The sequence below is a fragment of the Pseudoxanthomonas daejeonensis genome, assembly GCF_022637495.1.
GTDB classification, from domain to species: domain Bacteria; phylum Pseudomonadota; class Gammaproteobacteria; order Xanthomonadales; family Xanthomonadaceae; genus Pseudoxanthomonas; species Pseudoxanthomonas daejeonensis.
In genome coordinates, this window is record NZ_CP093331.1 from 191762 (window position 1) to 205665 (window position 13904).

Here is a 13904-nt window from a genome sequence, read left to right on the forward strand (position 1 = left end):
GGGGCGGTCACATCGTCTGGGTCGGCTTGTCCGCGTTGAGCGTTCCGGCCAGCAGGGTCTCGACCCGGTTCTTCACCGCCTCGCCCTCCGCGCCTTCGGGGAACTGCACGCCGATGCCGGCGGTGCGGTTGCCCTGCGCGCCGGCCGGGGTCACCCAGACCACCTTGCCGGCGATCGGCAGGCGATCGCTGGAATCGGGCAGGGTCAGCAGCAGGAACACCTCGTCGCCCAGGAAATACCGCTTGGGCGTGGGCACGAAGATGCCGCCATGCCGGATGTAGGGCATGTACGCGTTGTACAGCGCGGCCTTGTCTTTCACCGCCAGCGACAGGATGCCCTGGCGACCGCTTGCAGCACTCATCGGTTGTCCCCTTTGCCCGCCTGCTGGCGCGATGCGTCGCGCCAGGCCAGCAGCAGATCTGTCATCACGAGGTCGGCGCGCACCGTGCTGCGCAGCAGTTCACGTGCACGGTTGGCGGCGTCGAACCAGGCCGCCAGCTTGTGCAATCGGTCCGGATCGGTCAAGCCGGCACGGCCGGCCTGGTCGCGGACGTGTTCGGCGGCATGCGCCAGCCGCTCGACCGCACGCTCGTCCGCGCTCCAGCGCAACGCGGCCTCCAGCGGATCGGCCCGGCCGGTTTCCAGGGCCCCCAGGTCGGCGGCGACCTCGCGCCGCAAGGCCAGCCCATCGCCGCGCAGCCACACGTCGGCCAGGCCCGGATGGTCCTGCGCGGCCTGCAGCGCGTCGCTGGCCGCCGCCGCGGCATGGCCGCGCCCCTGCAGCCAGGCCAGGCCCTCCTCGCGTGGCGGCAGGCGGAACTCCAGGCGCTGGCAACGGCTGCGGATGGTCGCCGGCAGCCGTCCCGGCCGCGCACTCACCAGCCACAGGTAACGTCCGGGGACGGGCTCTTCCAGGGTCTTGAGCAACGCGTTGCCGGCCGAACCGTTGAGCGCGTCGGCCGGATCGATGATCGCGACCTGGGCCCGGCCGTATTGCGGAGTCAGCGACAACTGCCGGCCAAGCTCGCGGATCTGCTCGATCACGATCTCGGTGCGCAGGCGCGTGCCTTCGCGGTTGGGCATGAACGAGACCACGTGCAGGTCCGGATGCGTGCCCGCGGCGATCAACGGCCGGTTGCGCGCTTCGGCGACCGGATCGCCTGCGGACAGCACGTAGGCGGCCATGCGGTCGGCGACTGCCCGCTTGCCGAGCCCGGACGGGCCGCACAGCAGCAGCGCGTGGCCCAGGCGCCCGGCGGCCAGCGTTGCCAGTGCCTGGTCGTGGACGCGTTGCTGCCACGGTGCCAGTGCTTCACTCACGACGCTCGCTCCAGCCAATCGGTGAGCGCGGCGGCCACCGCCTCGCCCACTTCGCCGGGCGTGCGCGCGGCATCGACCACGCGGAAGCGTTCCGGCTCGGCGGCCGCGCGGCGGCGGAAGCCGGCGCGGACGCGCTCGAAGAAATCGTCCTGCTCGCTCTCGATCCGGTCCGGCCACAGGTCGCGGCCGGCGATACGGGCACGGCCCTCGCGCACATCCAGGTCGAGCAGCAGGGTCAGCGCGGGCCGCAGGCCGACCGCACGCCGCTCCAGTTCCGCGATCCAGCCCATGTCCAGGCCACGGCCGTCGCCCTGGTAGGCGTAACTGGAATCGGTGAAGCGATCGCTGACCACGAACACGCCGCGTTGCAGCGCCGGCCGGATCACCTGGCGCACGTGCTGGGCACGCGCGGCGAACACCAGCAGCAGTTCGGCTTCGGCCGACAACGGCTCGTCCTCGTCGCCATCGCCACGCAGGGCCTGGCGATTGTCGAGCATCAATGCGCGGATGCGTTCGGCCAGCGGGGTGCCGCCGGGTTCGCGCGTCAGCAGTACTTCATGCCCACGCTTTTGCAGCACGTCGCGCAACGAGGCGATCGCGGTGCTCTTGCCCGCGCCCTCGCCGCCTTCCAGGCTGATGAAGCGCGGATGCGCCAGGATCGCCTCGCTCATCGCCGCAGCGCTCCCTCGGGTGCCTGTGCCGGCGTCGCGGCGGGCGTGGCCGGGCAACGCTTGCGCTGGTAGCAGTCCACCGCGGCGCGGTGTTCGGCATAGGTCGCCGAGAAGATGTGGCTGCCGTCGTTGCGCGAGACGAAGTACAGAGCGTCGCCGGGCGCCGGGTTAACCGCCGCCTGCAGTGCGGCGCGGCCGGGCATGGCGATGGGCGTGGGCGGCAGGCCGGCGCGGGTGTAGGTGTTGTAGGGCGTGTCGGTGGTCAGGTGGCGCCTGCGGATGTTGCCGTCATAGCTGCTGCCCATCCCGTAGATCACGGTCGGATCGGTCTGCAGGAGCATGCCCTGCCGCAGCCGCCGGGCGAACACGCCGGCGATCTGCGGGCGCTCGTGCGCCTGCCCGGTTTCCTTCTCCACGATCGACGCCAGGACCAGCGCGTCATCGGCCGTCTTCAGCGGAACATCCGCCGCGCGCGATTCCCATGCCTGCGCCAGCGCCTGCACCATCGCCGCGTGCGCACGCCGCAACACGTCCAGGTCGCTGTCGCCGCGCTGGTACAGGTAGGTCTCGGGGAGGAAGCGGCCTTCGGGGTGCTGGCCCGGCTGGTCGAGCGCGGCCATCAGCGCCGCGTCGTCCATGCCGGTGGTCTCGTGTTCCAGCGGATCGGCGGCGGCCAGTGCGGCGCGCACCTGGCGGAAGTTCCAGCCCTCCACCAGGGTGACGCGGTACTGGACCACGCGCCCGTCGCGCATGCGCTGCAGCAGTTCGCGCGGGGTCAGGCCCGGATCGAGCGCGTACTCGCCCACCTTCAAGCGGCCGGCGGCATCCATGTGCCGCGCCAGCAGGCGCCACTCGATGTCGTGCCCGGCATCGATGCCGGCCTCGCGCAGACGCCCAAGCACGGTGGCGAAGCCGTCGCCGCGCTCGATCCGCAAGCTCGCCGCGGTCTCGCCGCTGGCGGCCGGCGCATCGGCGAAGCGCTGGTAATGCACCCAGCCCCAGGCCGCCACCGCGGCCATGGCGAGCAGCAGCAGGCACAACACCCCCAGCCCCCAGCGCAATGCGCTTCGACGTCCGTCAGCCACGATCACCTCTTCGATTCCGATGGCGGCCAGCATACCGCGCCGACATGCCGACCCTGGTGGCGACACTGCTCATGCCCAAGGCTCCAGCGCACGCAGCAGGCCGCGCGCCTTGGCCCGCGTCTCGTCCAGTTCGCGCCCGGGCACCGAGTCGGCGACGATCCCGGCGCCGGTGCGGAATACCGCCTCGCACCCCTGGACCTCGGCGCTGCGGATCAGGATGTTCAGGTCCAGGTCGCCATCGCGACCCAGCCAGCCGATCGCGCCGGTGTACGCACCGCGCGGGGTGGCTTCCAGCTCGGCGATGATCTGCATGCAGCGCACCTTCGGGCAGCCGGTGATCGTGCCGCCCGGATACACCGCCGCGATCACCTGCCCCGGGGTGGCGTCCTCGCGCAGGATGCCGCGCACGTTGCTGACGATGTGGTGCACGTGCGCGTAGCTTTCCACCGTCATCAGCTCGTCCACCTGCACGCTGCCCGGCTCGCAGACGCGGCCCAGGTCGTTGCGTTCCAGGTCGATCAGCATCACGTGCTCGGCGCGCTCCTTGGGGTGCCCGACCAGCTCGCGTATCCGCGCGGCATCGTCATCGCCCTCGAACCGCGGGCGGGTACCGGCGATCGGCCGGGTCTCGGCCACGCGGCCGCGCACCGACACCAGGCGTTCGGGCGAGGAACTGGCCACCGCCCAGCCATCTCCGGCGAACAGGCCTGCGAAGGGCGCCGGATTGGCCTGGCGCAGTCGCGCGTACAGCGCAGCAGGATCCAGTGGCGCGTCGAAACGCGCGCGCCAGCTGCGCGAGAGATTCACCTGGAACACGTCGCCGGCGCGGAGGTACTCGAGGATGCGCTCGACGCCATCGAGGAAACGCTGCGGGTCGTCCTCCGAGAGCTCGATCGGAGGTTGCCAGCACGGCAACGCCGGCAGGTCGCCTGCGGCCCGCAGGTCCGACGCGATGGCATCGAGCAGTGCGGCATGCGGTTCCTCGGCCAGCGCGACGCATTCGCCACTGGCTCGGTCGCGCAGCACGGCCGCCGGGCAGCGCAGCGCCAGCGCCGGAGGACGTCCGCCCGCGGCGCGCGCCGGCAGCGCGAGCACCGGTTCGACCTGCGCGGCCAGCTCGTAGTCCAGCAGCAGGGCCCAGCCACCGTGGAACGGCCAGCGTGGCTCTTCGGCCGGCGTCCGCGCCTGCTGCCAGTGCGCGTCGAGTGCTTCCAGGAACGTCCCGGCCTGGGCGACGCCCGCCAGGTCGCGGGTAACACCATCGGCATCGAGGCGCAGTCCGCTCCCGTCGGCGACCAGCAGCAGGTCCCAGCGCCCCTGCACGGTGCCCGACGCCACCGATTCCATCAGCAGCGGATAGCGCGCTGGCGCCTGCCGGTGCAGCGCCAGCAGGTCGGTGTCGGCGGGAAGCGGTTGGAAGCGGAGCATCGTGTCCCTGTACGACGTGCGGTGCGGAAAAGACGCGGGGCCGGTGCCGTGTTCCGCGCGAAGACCGTGGCCGTCGTGCGGGGCGGCGCCAGCCCCGGTGGTGATGGACGCGCCTGCGCGTCCCGGGCAATCAGATCCGCTTGAACACCAGCGTGCCGTTGGTGCCGCCGAAGCCGAAGCCGTTGGAGACCGCAACATCCACCTTCGCCTGGCGCGCGACGTTGGGCACGTAGTCCAGGTCGCAACCCTCGCCCGGGTTCTCCAGGTTGATGGTCGGCGGGACGATGCCGTCGTGGATCGCCAGCACCGAGAAGATCGCTTCGATGCCGCCGGCCGCGCCGAGCAGGTGGCCGGTCATCGACTTGGTCGAGCTGACCATCATCTTGTAGGCGTGGTCGCCGAACGCGCGCTTCATGGCCAGGGTCTCGGCCAGGTCGCCCAGCGGCGTGGAGGTGCCGTGCGCATTGAGGTAACCGACTTCGGACGGATCGACCTTCGCGTCGCGCATCGCGGCGCGCATGCAGCGCGCGGCGCCGTCGCCGTCTTCGCTCGGGGCGGTCATGTGGCTGGCATCGGCGCTGGCACCGAAGCCGACCAGCTCGGCATAGATGCGCGCGCCGCGGGCCTTGGCGTGCTCGTACTCCTCCAGCACCAGGATGCCGGCGCCGTCGCCCAGGACGAAGCCGTCGCGCTCGGCGTCCCACGGGCGCGAGGCGCGCTCGGGCTCGTCGTTGCGGGTGGACATGGCCTTCATCGAGCAGAATCCGCCCATCGAGGTCGGCGAGGAACCGCGCTCGGCACCGCCGGCGACCATCACGTCGGCGTCGCCGTGCTGGATCATGCGCATCGCCGTGCCGATCGAATGGTTGGAGGTGGCGCAGGCCGACACCGCCGAGAAATTGGGGCCCTTCAGGCCACGGATGATGCTCAGCTGGCCCGGCAGCATGTTGATGATGGTGCTGGGCACGTAGAACGGGGAGATCTTGCGCGGGCCACCGTCCAGATACTTGGCGGTCTGCTCCTCGATGCCGAGGATGCCGCCGATGCCCGAGCCGATGATCGCGCCCACGCGCTCGGCGTTGGCTTCGTCGATCACCAGCCCCGAGTCGTCCAGGGCCATGAAAGAAGCCGCCAGGCCGTAGTGGATGAACGGCTCCATCTTCTTCGCGTCCTTGGGCGACACGAAAGCGGTCGGATCGAAGTTGCGGATCTCGCCGGCGATCTTGGTGGTGAAGCCGGTCGAATCGAAATGCGTGATCGGACCGATGCCGGACCGGCCGTTGACGATGCCATCCCAGCTGCTGGCCAGGTCGTTGCCCAGGGGCGTGACCGCACCCATGCCGGTGATGACGACGCGACGGTGGCTCATAGGGGGCTCCTGCTGTTCCGGATCGGATTCTCTGGATCGGTGTTGCGTCCGGCGCGCTGGCAGGGAGCCAGACGCGCCCGGGGCCGCACGCAGCGGCCCCGGTTTTGCTGCGGCTCCGCGGACCGCACTGGACGGTCCGCGGCGCGGCGCGCGTCAGCTCTTGACGTGCGCCTTGATGTAGTCGATCGCCTGCTGGACGGAGGTGATCTTCTCGGCCTCTTCGTCCGGGATCTCGCACTCGAACTCTTCTTCCAGCGCCATCACCAGCTCGACGGTGTCGAGCGAGTCGGCGCCCAGGTCGTCGACGAACGATGCGCTGTTGGTCACTTCATCTTCCTTGACGCCGAGCTGTTCGACGACGATTTTCTTGACGCGCTCTTCGATGGTGCTCATGGGTTTGCTGCTCCAGGCGGAGTTGTTGTCGATACGATGCGCCGACATGCGTCGACGCGGGGTTCACTGTCCACAGGGCGGATAGTGTAGTCAAAAGCCGCGGCGGCGGGCACTGCCCTGCAACCGCAACCGGATCAAAAGCTTACGCGGCTTTTGAAATCCTTGTTCTGGCGACCGGCCGTCAGGCCATGTACATGCCGCCGTTCACGTGCAGGGTTTCGCCGGTGATGTACCCGGCATCCGGGCCGGCCAGGTAGGCGACCGCACGGGCGATGTCGGCCGGCTCGCCGAGGCGGCCGAGCGCGATCTGGCCGAGCATGGCGTTCTTGGCGTCCTCGGGCAGGTCGCGGGTCATGTCGGTGTCGATGAAGCCCGGCGCCACGACATTCACGGTGACGTTGCGGCTGCCGATCTCCTTGGCCAGCGACTTGGAGAACGCGATGATCCCGGCCTTGGCCGCGGCGTAGTTGGCCTGGCCGGCGTTGCCGGTCGCGCCGATCACCGAGGCGATGTTGACGATGCGGCCCTTGCGCGCCTTCATCATCCCGCGCATCACCGCCTTGGAGGTGCGATAGACGCTGGTGAGGTTGGTGTCCAGGATCGCCTGCCAGTCTTCTTCCTTCATCCGCATCAGCAGGTTGTCGCGGGTGATGCCGGCGTTGTTGACCAGGATCGAGACCGCGCCGAATTCCTTGCCGATCGCGTCGATCAGGGCTTCGACCGCACCGGCGTCGGTGACGTCGAGCTTGCGGCCATGGCCGCCATGGGCGGCCAGGCGACCGCCGATGGCCTCGGCACCACCGTCGCTGGTCGCCGTGCCGATCACGGTCGCGCCGCGCGCGGCCAGTTCGTCGGCAATGGCCGCGCCGATGCCACGGCTGGCGCCGGTGACCAGCGCGATCTCGCCGGCGAGGGGCCGGCTGTCAACAGGCATGGAACTCATGATGGGCCTCGTATGTCCAGGAGTGGCGGTGCGGCGTGATCCGCGGCGCCGCGTAACGTATCAGCGCCAGTCGGCCAGTGCCGATTCGAAGTCGCCGACCGCGCCGATCGCGCGGGCGTCGAGCGACTTGTCGATGCGCTTGGCCAGGCCGGCCAGCACCTTGCCCGGACCGCACTCGGCCACCCGGGTGGCACCGCGTGCGCCCAGCGCCTGCACGCAATCGGTCCAGCGCACCGGCAGGTACAGCTGGCGCACGAGTGCATCGCGGATCGGGTCCAGTCCGGCATGCGATTGCGCGTCGACGTTCTGCACCACCGGCAATGCCGGCGCGTGCCAGGCCATGCCTGCCATCGCTTCGGCCAGGCGGTTGGCGGCTTCGCGCATCAACGGCGTATGCGAGGGCACGCTCACCGCCAGCTTCACCGTCTTGCGCACGCCGCGTTCGGCCAGCAGCGCCAGCGCGCGGTCCACCGCCGCAGCATCGCCGCCGATCACGATCTGTCCCGGCGAGTTGTAGTTGGCCGGGACGACGACCTGGCTGCCGGACGCCTGTTCGCAGACTTCCAGCACCACCGCGTCTTCGGCGCCAAGCACGGCCGCCATGGCGCCGGTGCCGGCGGGTGCGGCGTCCTGCATCAGCTGCCCGCGCAGGCGCACCAGGTGCGCGCCGTCCCGCAGCGACAGTGCGCCAGCGGCCACCAGCGCGGTGTACTCGCCCAGGCTGTGGCCGGCGAGCAGCGCAGGCTGCGCCCCCCCCTGCGCCTGCCAGGCACGCCACACCGCGATGCCCGCGGCCAGCAGTGCCGGCTGGGTGTATTCGGTGCGGTTGAGCATCTCTTCCGGGCCGCCCTGCGACAGCGCCCAGAGGTCCACGCCGGCGCCATCGGAAGCTTCGGCGAAGACTTCGCGGACCTGCGGGTGCAGCTCGGCCAGTTCGGCGAGCATGCCGACGGACTGGGAACCCTGTCCGGGAAATACAAAAGCGAGCGTCGGATCGGTCACGCGCAGCCGCAGATCGAGAAAGAGCGGCGATGATACGGGCGATCCCGCGCGTTTGTCTGTACCGCGCCGTATGTGCGCGAACCACGCGAATGCCCGCATGCGGGCCCAAAAAAGCGGAAGGCCGCGCAATGCGCGGCCTTCGTCAAACAGGTTCGCAGCTCCATCGGAGCGCGGCAGTCAGCCCGCCGGTCAGTAGCGCAGCAGCGCCGAACCCCAGGTGAAACCGCCGCCGAACGCTTCGAGCAGCAGCAGCTGGCCGCGCTGCACGCGACCGGACCGGACCGCTTCGTCCAGCGCGAGCGGCACCGAACCGGCCGACGTGTTGCCATGGCGATCGACGGTGACGATGACGCGATCCATCGGCATGTCCAGCCGCTTGGCGGTGGCCTCGATGATGCGCAGGTTGGCCTGGTGCGGGATCAGCCAGTCCAGGTCGTGCTTGTCCAGGCCGTTGGCCTCGAGGGTCTCGTCGACCACCGAATCCAGCGCCTTGACCGCGTGCTTGAACACATCGTTGCCGGCCATCTGGATGCGCACGCCGGCATTGGGCTCGTTTTCGCTGAATCCGGCGGACACGCCCACCGGGCAGCGCAGCAGGTCCTTCTTGCTGCCATCGGCGTGCAGGTGCGTGGACAGGATGCCGGTCTCGGCGTCGGCCTTGAGCACGACCGCACCGGCGCCATCGCCGAACAGCACGCAGGTGGTGCGGTCGGTCCAGTCCACCATCCGAGTCAGGGTTTCGACCCCGATCACCAGCACGGTCTTCGAGGTGCCGGTGCGCACGAACTTGTCGGCCACGCTGAGCGCGAACACGAAACCCGAGCAGGCCGCATTGACGTCGAACGCCGCGCAGCCGGCCACGCCCAGCTTCTGCTGGATGAGGCAGGCGGTGGACGGAAACACGTAGTCGGGCGTGGTCGTGCCGACCACGATCAGGTCGATGTCCTCGACCGATACGCCGGCCGCTTCGATCGCCTTCAGCGCAGCCTGGTAGCCCAGGTCGCTGGAAGTCTGGCCCTCGGCCACGACCCGGCGCTCGCGGATGCCGGTGCGGGAGTGGATCCATTCATCGCTGGTGTCGACGAGCTTGGCCAGGTCGGCGTTGGTCACCACCTTCTCCGGCAGGTAGCTGCCGGTTCCGGCGATGCGCGAATAGATCCGCTCGCTCATGCGCATTCCCGCTTGAGGCTCCACGCGGGAGCCGGGATTTTTCCATGCACCGCAGGCCGGGCGCGTGCAGCACGCGCCCGACGGGTCAGGCTCAGTCTTCCTCGACCGCCGAGGTCTTGGTCGCGATGACCTTCTTGCCGCGGTAGTAGCCGTCGGCGGTGACGTGGTGGCGCAGGTGGATCTCGCCCGTGGTCGGGTCGGTCGCCAGCTGCTTGGCCGTCAGCGCATCGTGGGAACGGCGCTGGCCGCGGCGGGACGGGGTGACACGGGATTTCTGCACAGCCATGGGATTGCTCCAAACTCGTTTGATTGCGTATGTGTGTGGGACCTTGAAGCCACCCGCCGGTGTCGTTCCAGGGCGCCTTCGGCGGCGGCGCGGCCGTCTACTTCTTCTTCAGCGAAACCAGCGCCGCGAACGGGCTGGCCGCCTGCAATTCCTCTTCACCGGCAGACCAGGTCTGCTCGACCGGCTCGCTGCCCGGCGCCAGCGGAACCACCGGCAGGGCAAGCACGAGCTCGTCCTCGACCAGCTCCGCCGGCCGCAGCTGCCCATCCTCGGGCACCAGCAGCGGCTCGTATCCCGGCGGCAACGCGGCCTCTTCCGATTCGTCGCGGATCAGGCCGAGCCTCTGCACGGTCCTCACCGGAAAAACGAACCGCTCCAGGCTGCGCTGGCACAGCAGCGGCAGTCCCGCTTCGATCGACAGTTCGACGAAGGGTACCTGCAGCACGTCCTGGCCGAATTCCAGCGTGAAGCTGCATTCGCCCGCGGTGTCGGCAAGGCTTCCGGCCAGCCGGGACATCGCCGACAACGGCATGCGACCCTCGAACAGCCGCCTCGCGGCGACCATCCGCCAGGCATCCAGCGTTTCAGGAACCTGCACGGCAGACGCACCCGCGGACATAAGCCGCTGAATGTTAAGGATCGGACCGCCCCCTGTCAAACCGACAAAACCCGTGACGCAACGCATTTGCCCACGACCCCGCCGCGATCGACACTAGGCCCCCCTCCCCCGCGACCGGCCATGCTGATCCTCGCCTCGACGTCCCCCTACCGCCGCGAGCTGCTGCAGCGCCTGCGGCTGCCGTTCGAATGCGCCCGGCCGGACGTGGACGAGGCGCCCCTGCGGGCGGAAAGCCCGGCCCAGCTGGTCCGCCGCCTGTCCCTGGCCAAGGCCGATGCGGTCGCCGGCCGGCACCCGGAAGCCTGGGTGATCGGGTCCGACCAGGTCGCCGACCTGGATGGCCGGATCCTGGGCAAGCCCGGGGGCCGGGACGCCGCCGTCGCCCAGCTGACGGAGATGGGCGGGCGTTCGGTGCGCTTCCATACCGCCGTCTGCCTGCGCCGCGGTGCCCATGCACTGGTCGCCGTGGACCTGACCCAGGTCCGGTTCCGCGCCCTGGCCGCAGCGGAGATCGAGCGCTACGTCGATGCCGAACAGCCGTTCGACTGCGCCGGCAGCTTCAAGTGCGAGGGCCTGGGCATCAGCCTGTTCGATGCCATCGAATCGCACGACCCCACCGCGCTGGTCGGCCTGCCCCTGATCGCGCTGGCCGGCCTGCTGCGCGAAGCCGGCTACGCCGTGCCCTGATCCCGACGGCGCGGGTCACCCCGGGAGCGGCACCGCACGACACCAGTGGTATGGATGGGACTGCGCGCCGATCCGGCTGTCCACGACCTTGCATCCGGCCCCGTCCAGCTGCAGCCCGTAGCGCGCCAGTACCGTCGTGGCCTCGTCGAGGATCGCCTGGTTGGCATTGGCCGTATCGACGCGGCGGCCGGCGGCCTGGGCGAGCTCGCAACGCCCGCCCGGCGACTGCGCCGGCTCCACCAGCACCAGGCTGCGGCTGCGGCCGACCAGCCAGCGCATCACCCTGCAATCGCCCGTATCCAGGCCCAGCGTGCCGGCCCAGCGGTTGCGCCTGCCAAGGCTCTCGGCGCGCCGGTCCATCGCCACCGGCAGGATCACGCCCACCTCTCCCCCGCGCGCCTGGATCATTCCGGTCACCCGGTCCGCATACGCGGGTGACTCGGGGAAATTGGAACCCAGCGACGCGTAGGCCGGTCCCGGCGGCAGGAACGGCACCCGCCAGGCCTGGGGTTCGCCCCCGACCAGCAACACGGTTCCCGGCATCGCCGCCGTAGGCGCCTCGACGCGGAATGCGGTGCGCGACCAGCCCGCGTGGCCCCAGTCGTTCCAGCCGGCGAGCGCGACGGCCGATGCGGCCGCGATCGCGATCGCGGCGATCCGTCCCGCCCGGCGCGGCGGGAAAACGGCATGCAGCAGCAGCCACAGGACCAGCGGCGCGAGCAGTTCCAGCACCACCAGGTAGCGGTGGATGCTGAACATCGACAGCCAGGCCACGAAAGCGACCAGGAAGAACACCCCGAGCATGCGCCGCACGCCCGCGCCCGCCGGTACGGAAGCCGCGGCGTCCGATGCGCGACGCCTGCGCGCCAGCCAGACCACCGCCGCGGTGATCGCGACCACGTACAACAGGGCCCACATCACCTGCAGCAGCGCGATCTCGCTGACCAGGTATGGATTGGCGGTGAACAGCAGCGGGCGCAGCAGCGCTTCGACCCAGCCTTGCGGCAACCAGCGCGTGTCGGCCACCGCCACCGGCTGGGCCAACGGCGCCTGGAACGAAGCGTTGAACTGCGGGAACAGGGGATTGCCGAAAGTCTCCCACAGGCGATACAGCCATGGCCCCGCCATCAGCGCGAACACCAGCAGCGCGACCAGGGCCAGGCCTGCGCCGGCACCGATCCGTGCGCGCCAGTGCGCGCGCGCGGCCAGCACCGACAGACCCAGCGCGAAGGCGTAGATCGCGTTGGTCAGCTTGGACGCCACCGCCATGCCGAGCAGCACGCCCGCTGCGACCACGGCGCGCGTGCGCCAACGTCCGTCCTCGTCCGGCATGGTCAGCGCCAGCGCACCGAGCACCAGCGGCGCCGTGCTGTTGTCGCCCATGGTGTTGCCCAGCTCGGACAGGAATGCGGCGCTGGCCAGTCCGGCCAGGCCCAGCACTGGCGCCAGCCAGTCGCGGCGGGGATCGCCGGCGAGTGCGCGCCACGCGATCCAGGCCACCGGCAGGAACACCAGCCCGTGCAGCAGGCCGAGCAGGAAGCCGGCCAGGGGGGCCGGCGCATGCTGGACCAGGAGGAAATACGGCACGTCCAGCAGCGGCACGAAATAGCTCTGCATCTGTGCCGGCGCGAGGTCCAGGCCCAGGCGCCCTTCCAGCAGTGCCCAGCCGTTGTACACGTGGTAGTTGCGCAGGTCCCAGTTCGCATCCTGACCGCGCAGCAGCGAAACCAGGCCGCACACCAGGGCCACGACGACCGTCGCGTTGATCACGCCCCGTCGCGTGGTGAAACCGAACGTGCGTCCGAGCGCGGCGAACACTCCTGCGAAGCGTCGGCGCACGCCGCCGCGGACCGCACCTCCCACCTCAACCCCGCCCATCGGGCGCCACCGTGCCGGCGACAGGAAGCCCTGCGGGCGTCGTGGACGCCTGCGGCAACGCGCCGCGCGTGGCCGGGATCGCCAGGTAGGCCAGGCGCTTGGCCTCGATGCGCCCGCGCGTCACCGTGTCCAGGATCAGGCCGCAGGCCAGCAGCAATGCCGACAGCAGCGCCAGCGCCGAGCACAGGATCGCCGTGGGGAAGCGCGGCACCAGTCCCGTCTCCAGGTAGGTCAGCAGCAGCGGCACCGCCAGCAGCACCGACAGCAGCAGGCTGGCGCCGGCGCCGATCGAGAAGAACAGCAACGGCCGCTCGGCCTTGAACAGGCGCGCGATGGTGGCGAGGATCCGCACGCCGTCGCGATAGGTGTTGAGCTTGCTCGCCGAACCTTCCGGACGCGCCCCGTAGGCGGTCGGCAATTCGGCGACCGGCATGCGCAGCTGCAGCGCGTGCACGGCAAGCTCGGTTTCGATCTCGAAACCGGCAGCGTGCGCCGGGAACGACTTCACGTAGCGCCGCGAGAACACCCGGTAGCCGGAGAGCATGTCGTCGAAGCTGTCGCCGAACAGGCGCGCCACGCAGCCGGTCAGCAGGCGGTTGCCGAAACGGTGGCCGGCACGGTACGCCGCGGGATCCTGGTCGACCCGCGCGCCGACCACCATGTCCAGCCCGTCCGCCAGCAGCCGCTCCACCAGCACGGGCGCGGCGGCTGCGTCGTAGGTCGCATCGCCATCGACCATCACGTAGACGTCGGCCTCGATGTCGGCGAACGCGCGGCGCACGACATTGCCCTTCCCGCGCAGGCCCACCGGGTGCACGGTGGCACCGGCTTCGCGCGCCAGCACCGCGGTCGCGTCGTCGGAACGGTTGTCGAACACGTGGCAATGGGCGGCGGGCAGGCTTTCGCGGAACGCGGCGACGACTGCGGCGACGGTCGCCGCCTCGTTGCGGCACGGCACCAGCAACGCGATCCGCAAGGGCGATGCCCTGCCTTGTCCCGGCGAATCGATATCCGCGCTGCGCATCGCGCCCTGCTCCTGCTTCTATTGGGCGC

15 protein-coding genes are annotated in these 13904 nt (G+C 70.3%); 1 reads left to right on the plus strand and 14 read right to left on the minus strand.

The window, feature by feature from the left end:
- Positions 1-7: 7 nt before the first annotated feature.
- The 12 genes from MNQ95_RS00910 to MNQ95_RS00965 form a co-directional block, all read right to left on the minus strand.
- On the minus strand, positions 8-361 hold the full coding sequence (locus MNQ95_RS00910) for a PilZ domain-containing protein (RefSeq protein ID WP_162409034.1): 354 nt from the start codon (positions 359-361) through the stop codon (positions 8-10).
- A complete protein-coding gene (locus tag MNQ95_RS00915) occupies positions 358-1320 on the minus strand; it encodes a DNA polymerase III subunit delta' (protein ID WP_241953534.1) in 963 nt (320 codons plus the stop codon). Before MNQ95_RS00915 ends, MNQ95_RS00910 begins: the two co-directional genes overlap by 4 nt.
- Positions 1317-1991 carry a dTMP kinase gene (gene tmk / locus MNQ95_RS00920; protein WP_241953535.1) on the minus strand — a complete coding sequence of 225 codons (675 nt, stop codon included), beginning with the start codon at positions 1989-1991 and terminating at the stop codon, positions 1317-1319. Before tmk ends, MNQ95_RS00915 begins: the two co-directional genes overlap by 4 nt.
- Positions 1988-3109 carry an endolytic transglycosylase MltG gene (gene mltG / locus MNQ95_RS00925; protein ID WP_425605691.1) on the minus strand — a complete coding sequence of 374 codons (1122 nt, stop codon included), beginning with the start codon at positions 3107-3109 and terminating at the stop codon, positions 1988-1990. The genes tmk and mltG overlap by 4 nt, the downstream gene beginning before the upstream one ends.
- Before the next feature lie 36 nt (positions 3110-3145).
- The gene (locus tag MNQ95_RS00930) at positions 3146-4504 is read right to left on the minus strand and encodes an aminodeoxychorismate synthase component I (RefSeq protein ID WP_241953536.1); all 1359 of its coding nucleotides are present in this window, start codon (positions 4502-4504) and stop codon (positions 3146-3148) included.
- A 130-nt stretch (positions 4505-4634) separates the two neighbouring features.
- The gene (gene fabF, locus MNQ95_RS00935) at positions 4635-5873 is read right to left on the minus strand and encodes a beta-ketoacyl-ACP synthase II (protein WP_241953537.1); all 1239 of its coding nucleotides are present in this window, start codon (positions 5871-5873) and stop codon (positions 4635-4637) included.
- 153 nt (positions 5874-6026) lie between these two features.
- A complete protein-coding gene (gene acpP, locus MNQ95_RS00940; protein WP_162409022.1) occupies positions 6027-6266 on the minus strand; it encodes an acyl carrier protein in 240 nt (79 codons plus the stop codon).
- Positions 6267-6447: 181 nt separating this feature from the next.
- Positions 6448-7200 carry a 3-oxoacyl-ACP reductase FabG gene (fabG, locus tag MNQ95_RS00945; protein WP_162409488.1) on the minus strand — a complete coding sequence of 251 codons (753 nt, stop codon included), beginning with the start codon at positions 7198-7200 and terminating at the stop codon, positions 6448-6450.
- 69 nt (positions 7201-7269) lie between these two features.
- On the minus strand, positions 7270-8211 hold the full coding sequence (gene fabD / locus MNQ95_RS00950) for an ACP S-malonyltransferase (protein WP_241953538.1): 942 nt from the start codon (positions 8209-8211) through the stop codon (positions 7270-7272).
- A 189-nt stretch (positions 8212-8400) separates the two neighbouring features.
- A complete protein-coding gene (locus MNQ95_RS00955; protein ID WP_241953539.1) occupies positions 8401-9381 on the minus strand; it encodes a beta-ketoacyl-ACP synthase III in 981 nt (326 codons plus the stop codon).
- A 91-nt stretch (positions 9382-9472) separates the two neighbouring features.
- Positions 9473-9667, minus strand: a complete 195-nt coding sequence (gene rpmF, locus MNQ95_RS00960; protein ID WP_052629941.1) for a 50S ribosomal protein L32 — start codon at positions 9665-9667, stop codon at positions 9473-9475.
- A 97-nt stretch (positions 9668-9764) separates the two neighbouring features.
- Positions 9765-10286, minus strand: a complete 522-nt coding sequence (locus tag MNQ95_RS00965; RefSeq protein ID WP_162409016.1) for a YceD family protein — start codon at positions 10284-10286, stop codon at positions 9765-9767.
- A gap of 120 nt (positions 10287-10406) precedes the next feature.
- Here MNQ95_RS00965 and MNQ95_RS00970 point away from each other — a divergent pair, with 120 nt between their 5' ends.
- The gene (locus tag MNQ95_RS00970) at positions 10407-10973 is read left to right on the plus strand and encodes a Maf family protein (RefSeq protein WP_162409015.1); all 567 of its coding nucleotides are present in this window, start codon (positions 10407-10409) and stop codon (positions 10971-10973) included.
- Positions 10974-10988: 15 nt separating this feature from the next.
- Here the strand turns inward: MNQ95_RS00970 and MNQ95_RS00975 are convergent, their stop codons facing one another.
- Entirely contained in the window at positions 10989-12812 is a 1824-nt protein-coding gene (locus tag MNQ95_RS00975) for a glycosyltransferase 87 family protein (protein WP_241953540.1), read from the minus strand.
- A 25-nt stretch (positions 12813-12837) separates the two neighbouring features.
- The gene (locus MNQ95_RS00980; RefSeq protein ID WP_241953541.1) at positions 12838-13875 is read right to left on the minus strand and encodes a glycosyltransferase family 2 protein; all 1038 of its coding nucleotides are present in this window, start codon (positions 13873-13875) and stop codon (positions 12838-12840) included.
- Between the last annotated feature and the right edge of the window lie 29 nt (positions 13876-13904).

Excerpts from the sequence above, each read along its gene's own strand:
- MNQ95_RS00970 (WP_162409015.1), top strand. The coding sequence starts at position 10,407 with ATGCTGATCCTCGCCTCGACGTCCCCCTACCGCCGCGAGCTGCTGCAG.
- MNQ95_RS00965 (WP_162409016.1), bottom strand. The coding sequence starts at position 10,286 with ATGTCCGCGGGTGCGTCTGCCGTGCAGGTTCCTGAAACGCTGGATGCC.
- MNQ95_RS00910 (WP_162409034.1), bottom strand. The coding sequence starts at position 361 with ATGAGTGCTGCAAGCGGTCGCCAGGGCATCCTGTCGCTGGCGGTGAAA.
- fabF (WP_241953537.1), bottom strand. The coding sequence starts at position 5,873 with ATGAGCCACCGTCGCGTCGTCATCACCGGCATGGGTGCGGTCACGCCC.
- MNQ95_RS00930 (WP_241953536.1), bottom strand. The coding sequence starts at position 4,504 with ATGCTCCGCTTCCAACCGCTTCCCGCCGACACCGACCTGCTGGCGCTG.
- mltG (WP_425605691.1), bottom strand. The coding sequence starts at position 3,109 with ATGCTGGCCGCCATCGGAATCGAAGAGGTGATCGTGGCTGACGGACGT.
- tmk (WP_241953535.1), bottom strand. The coding sequence starts at position 1,991 with ATGAGCGAGGCGATCCTGGCGCATCCGCGCTTCATCAGCCTGGAAGGC.
- acpP (WP_162409022.1), bottom strand. The coding sequence starts at position 6,266 with ATGAGCACCATCGAAGAGCGCGTCAAGAAAATCGTCGTCGAACAGCTC.
- MNQ95_RS00980 (WP_241953541.1), bottom strand. The coding sequence starts at position 13,875 with ATGCGCAGCGCGGATATCGATTCGCCGGGACAAGGCAGGGCATCGCCC.
- rpmF (WP_052629941.1), bottom strand. The coding sequence starts at position 9,667 with ATGGCTGTGCAGAAATCCCGTGTCACCCCGTCCCGCCGCGGCCAGCGC.
- MNQ95_RS00955 (WP_241953539.1), bottom strand. The coding sequence starts at position 9,381 with ATGAGCGAGCGGATCTATTCGCGCATCGCCGGAACCGGCAGCTACCTG.
- fabG (WP_162409488.1), bottom strand. The coding sequence starts at position 7,200 with ATGCCTGTTGACAGCCGGCCCCTCGCCGGCGAGATCGCGCTGGTCACC.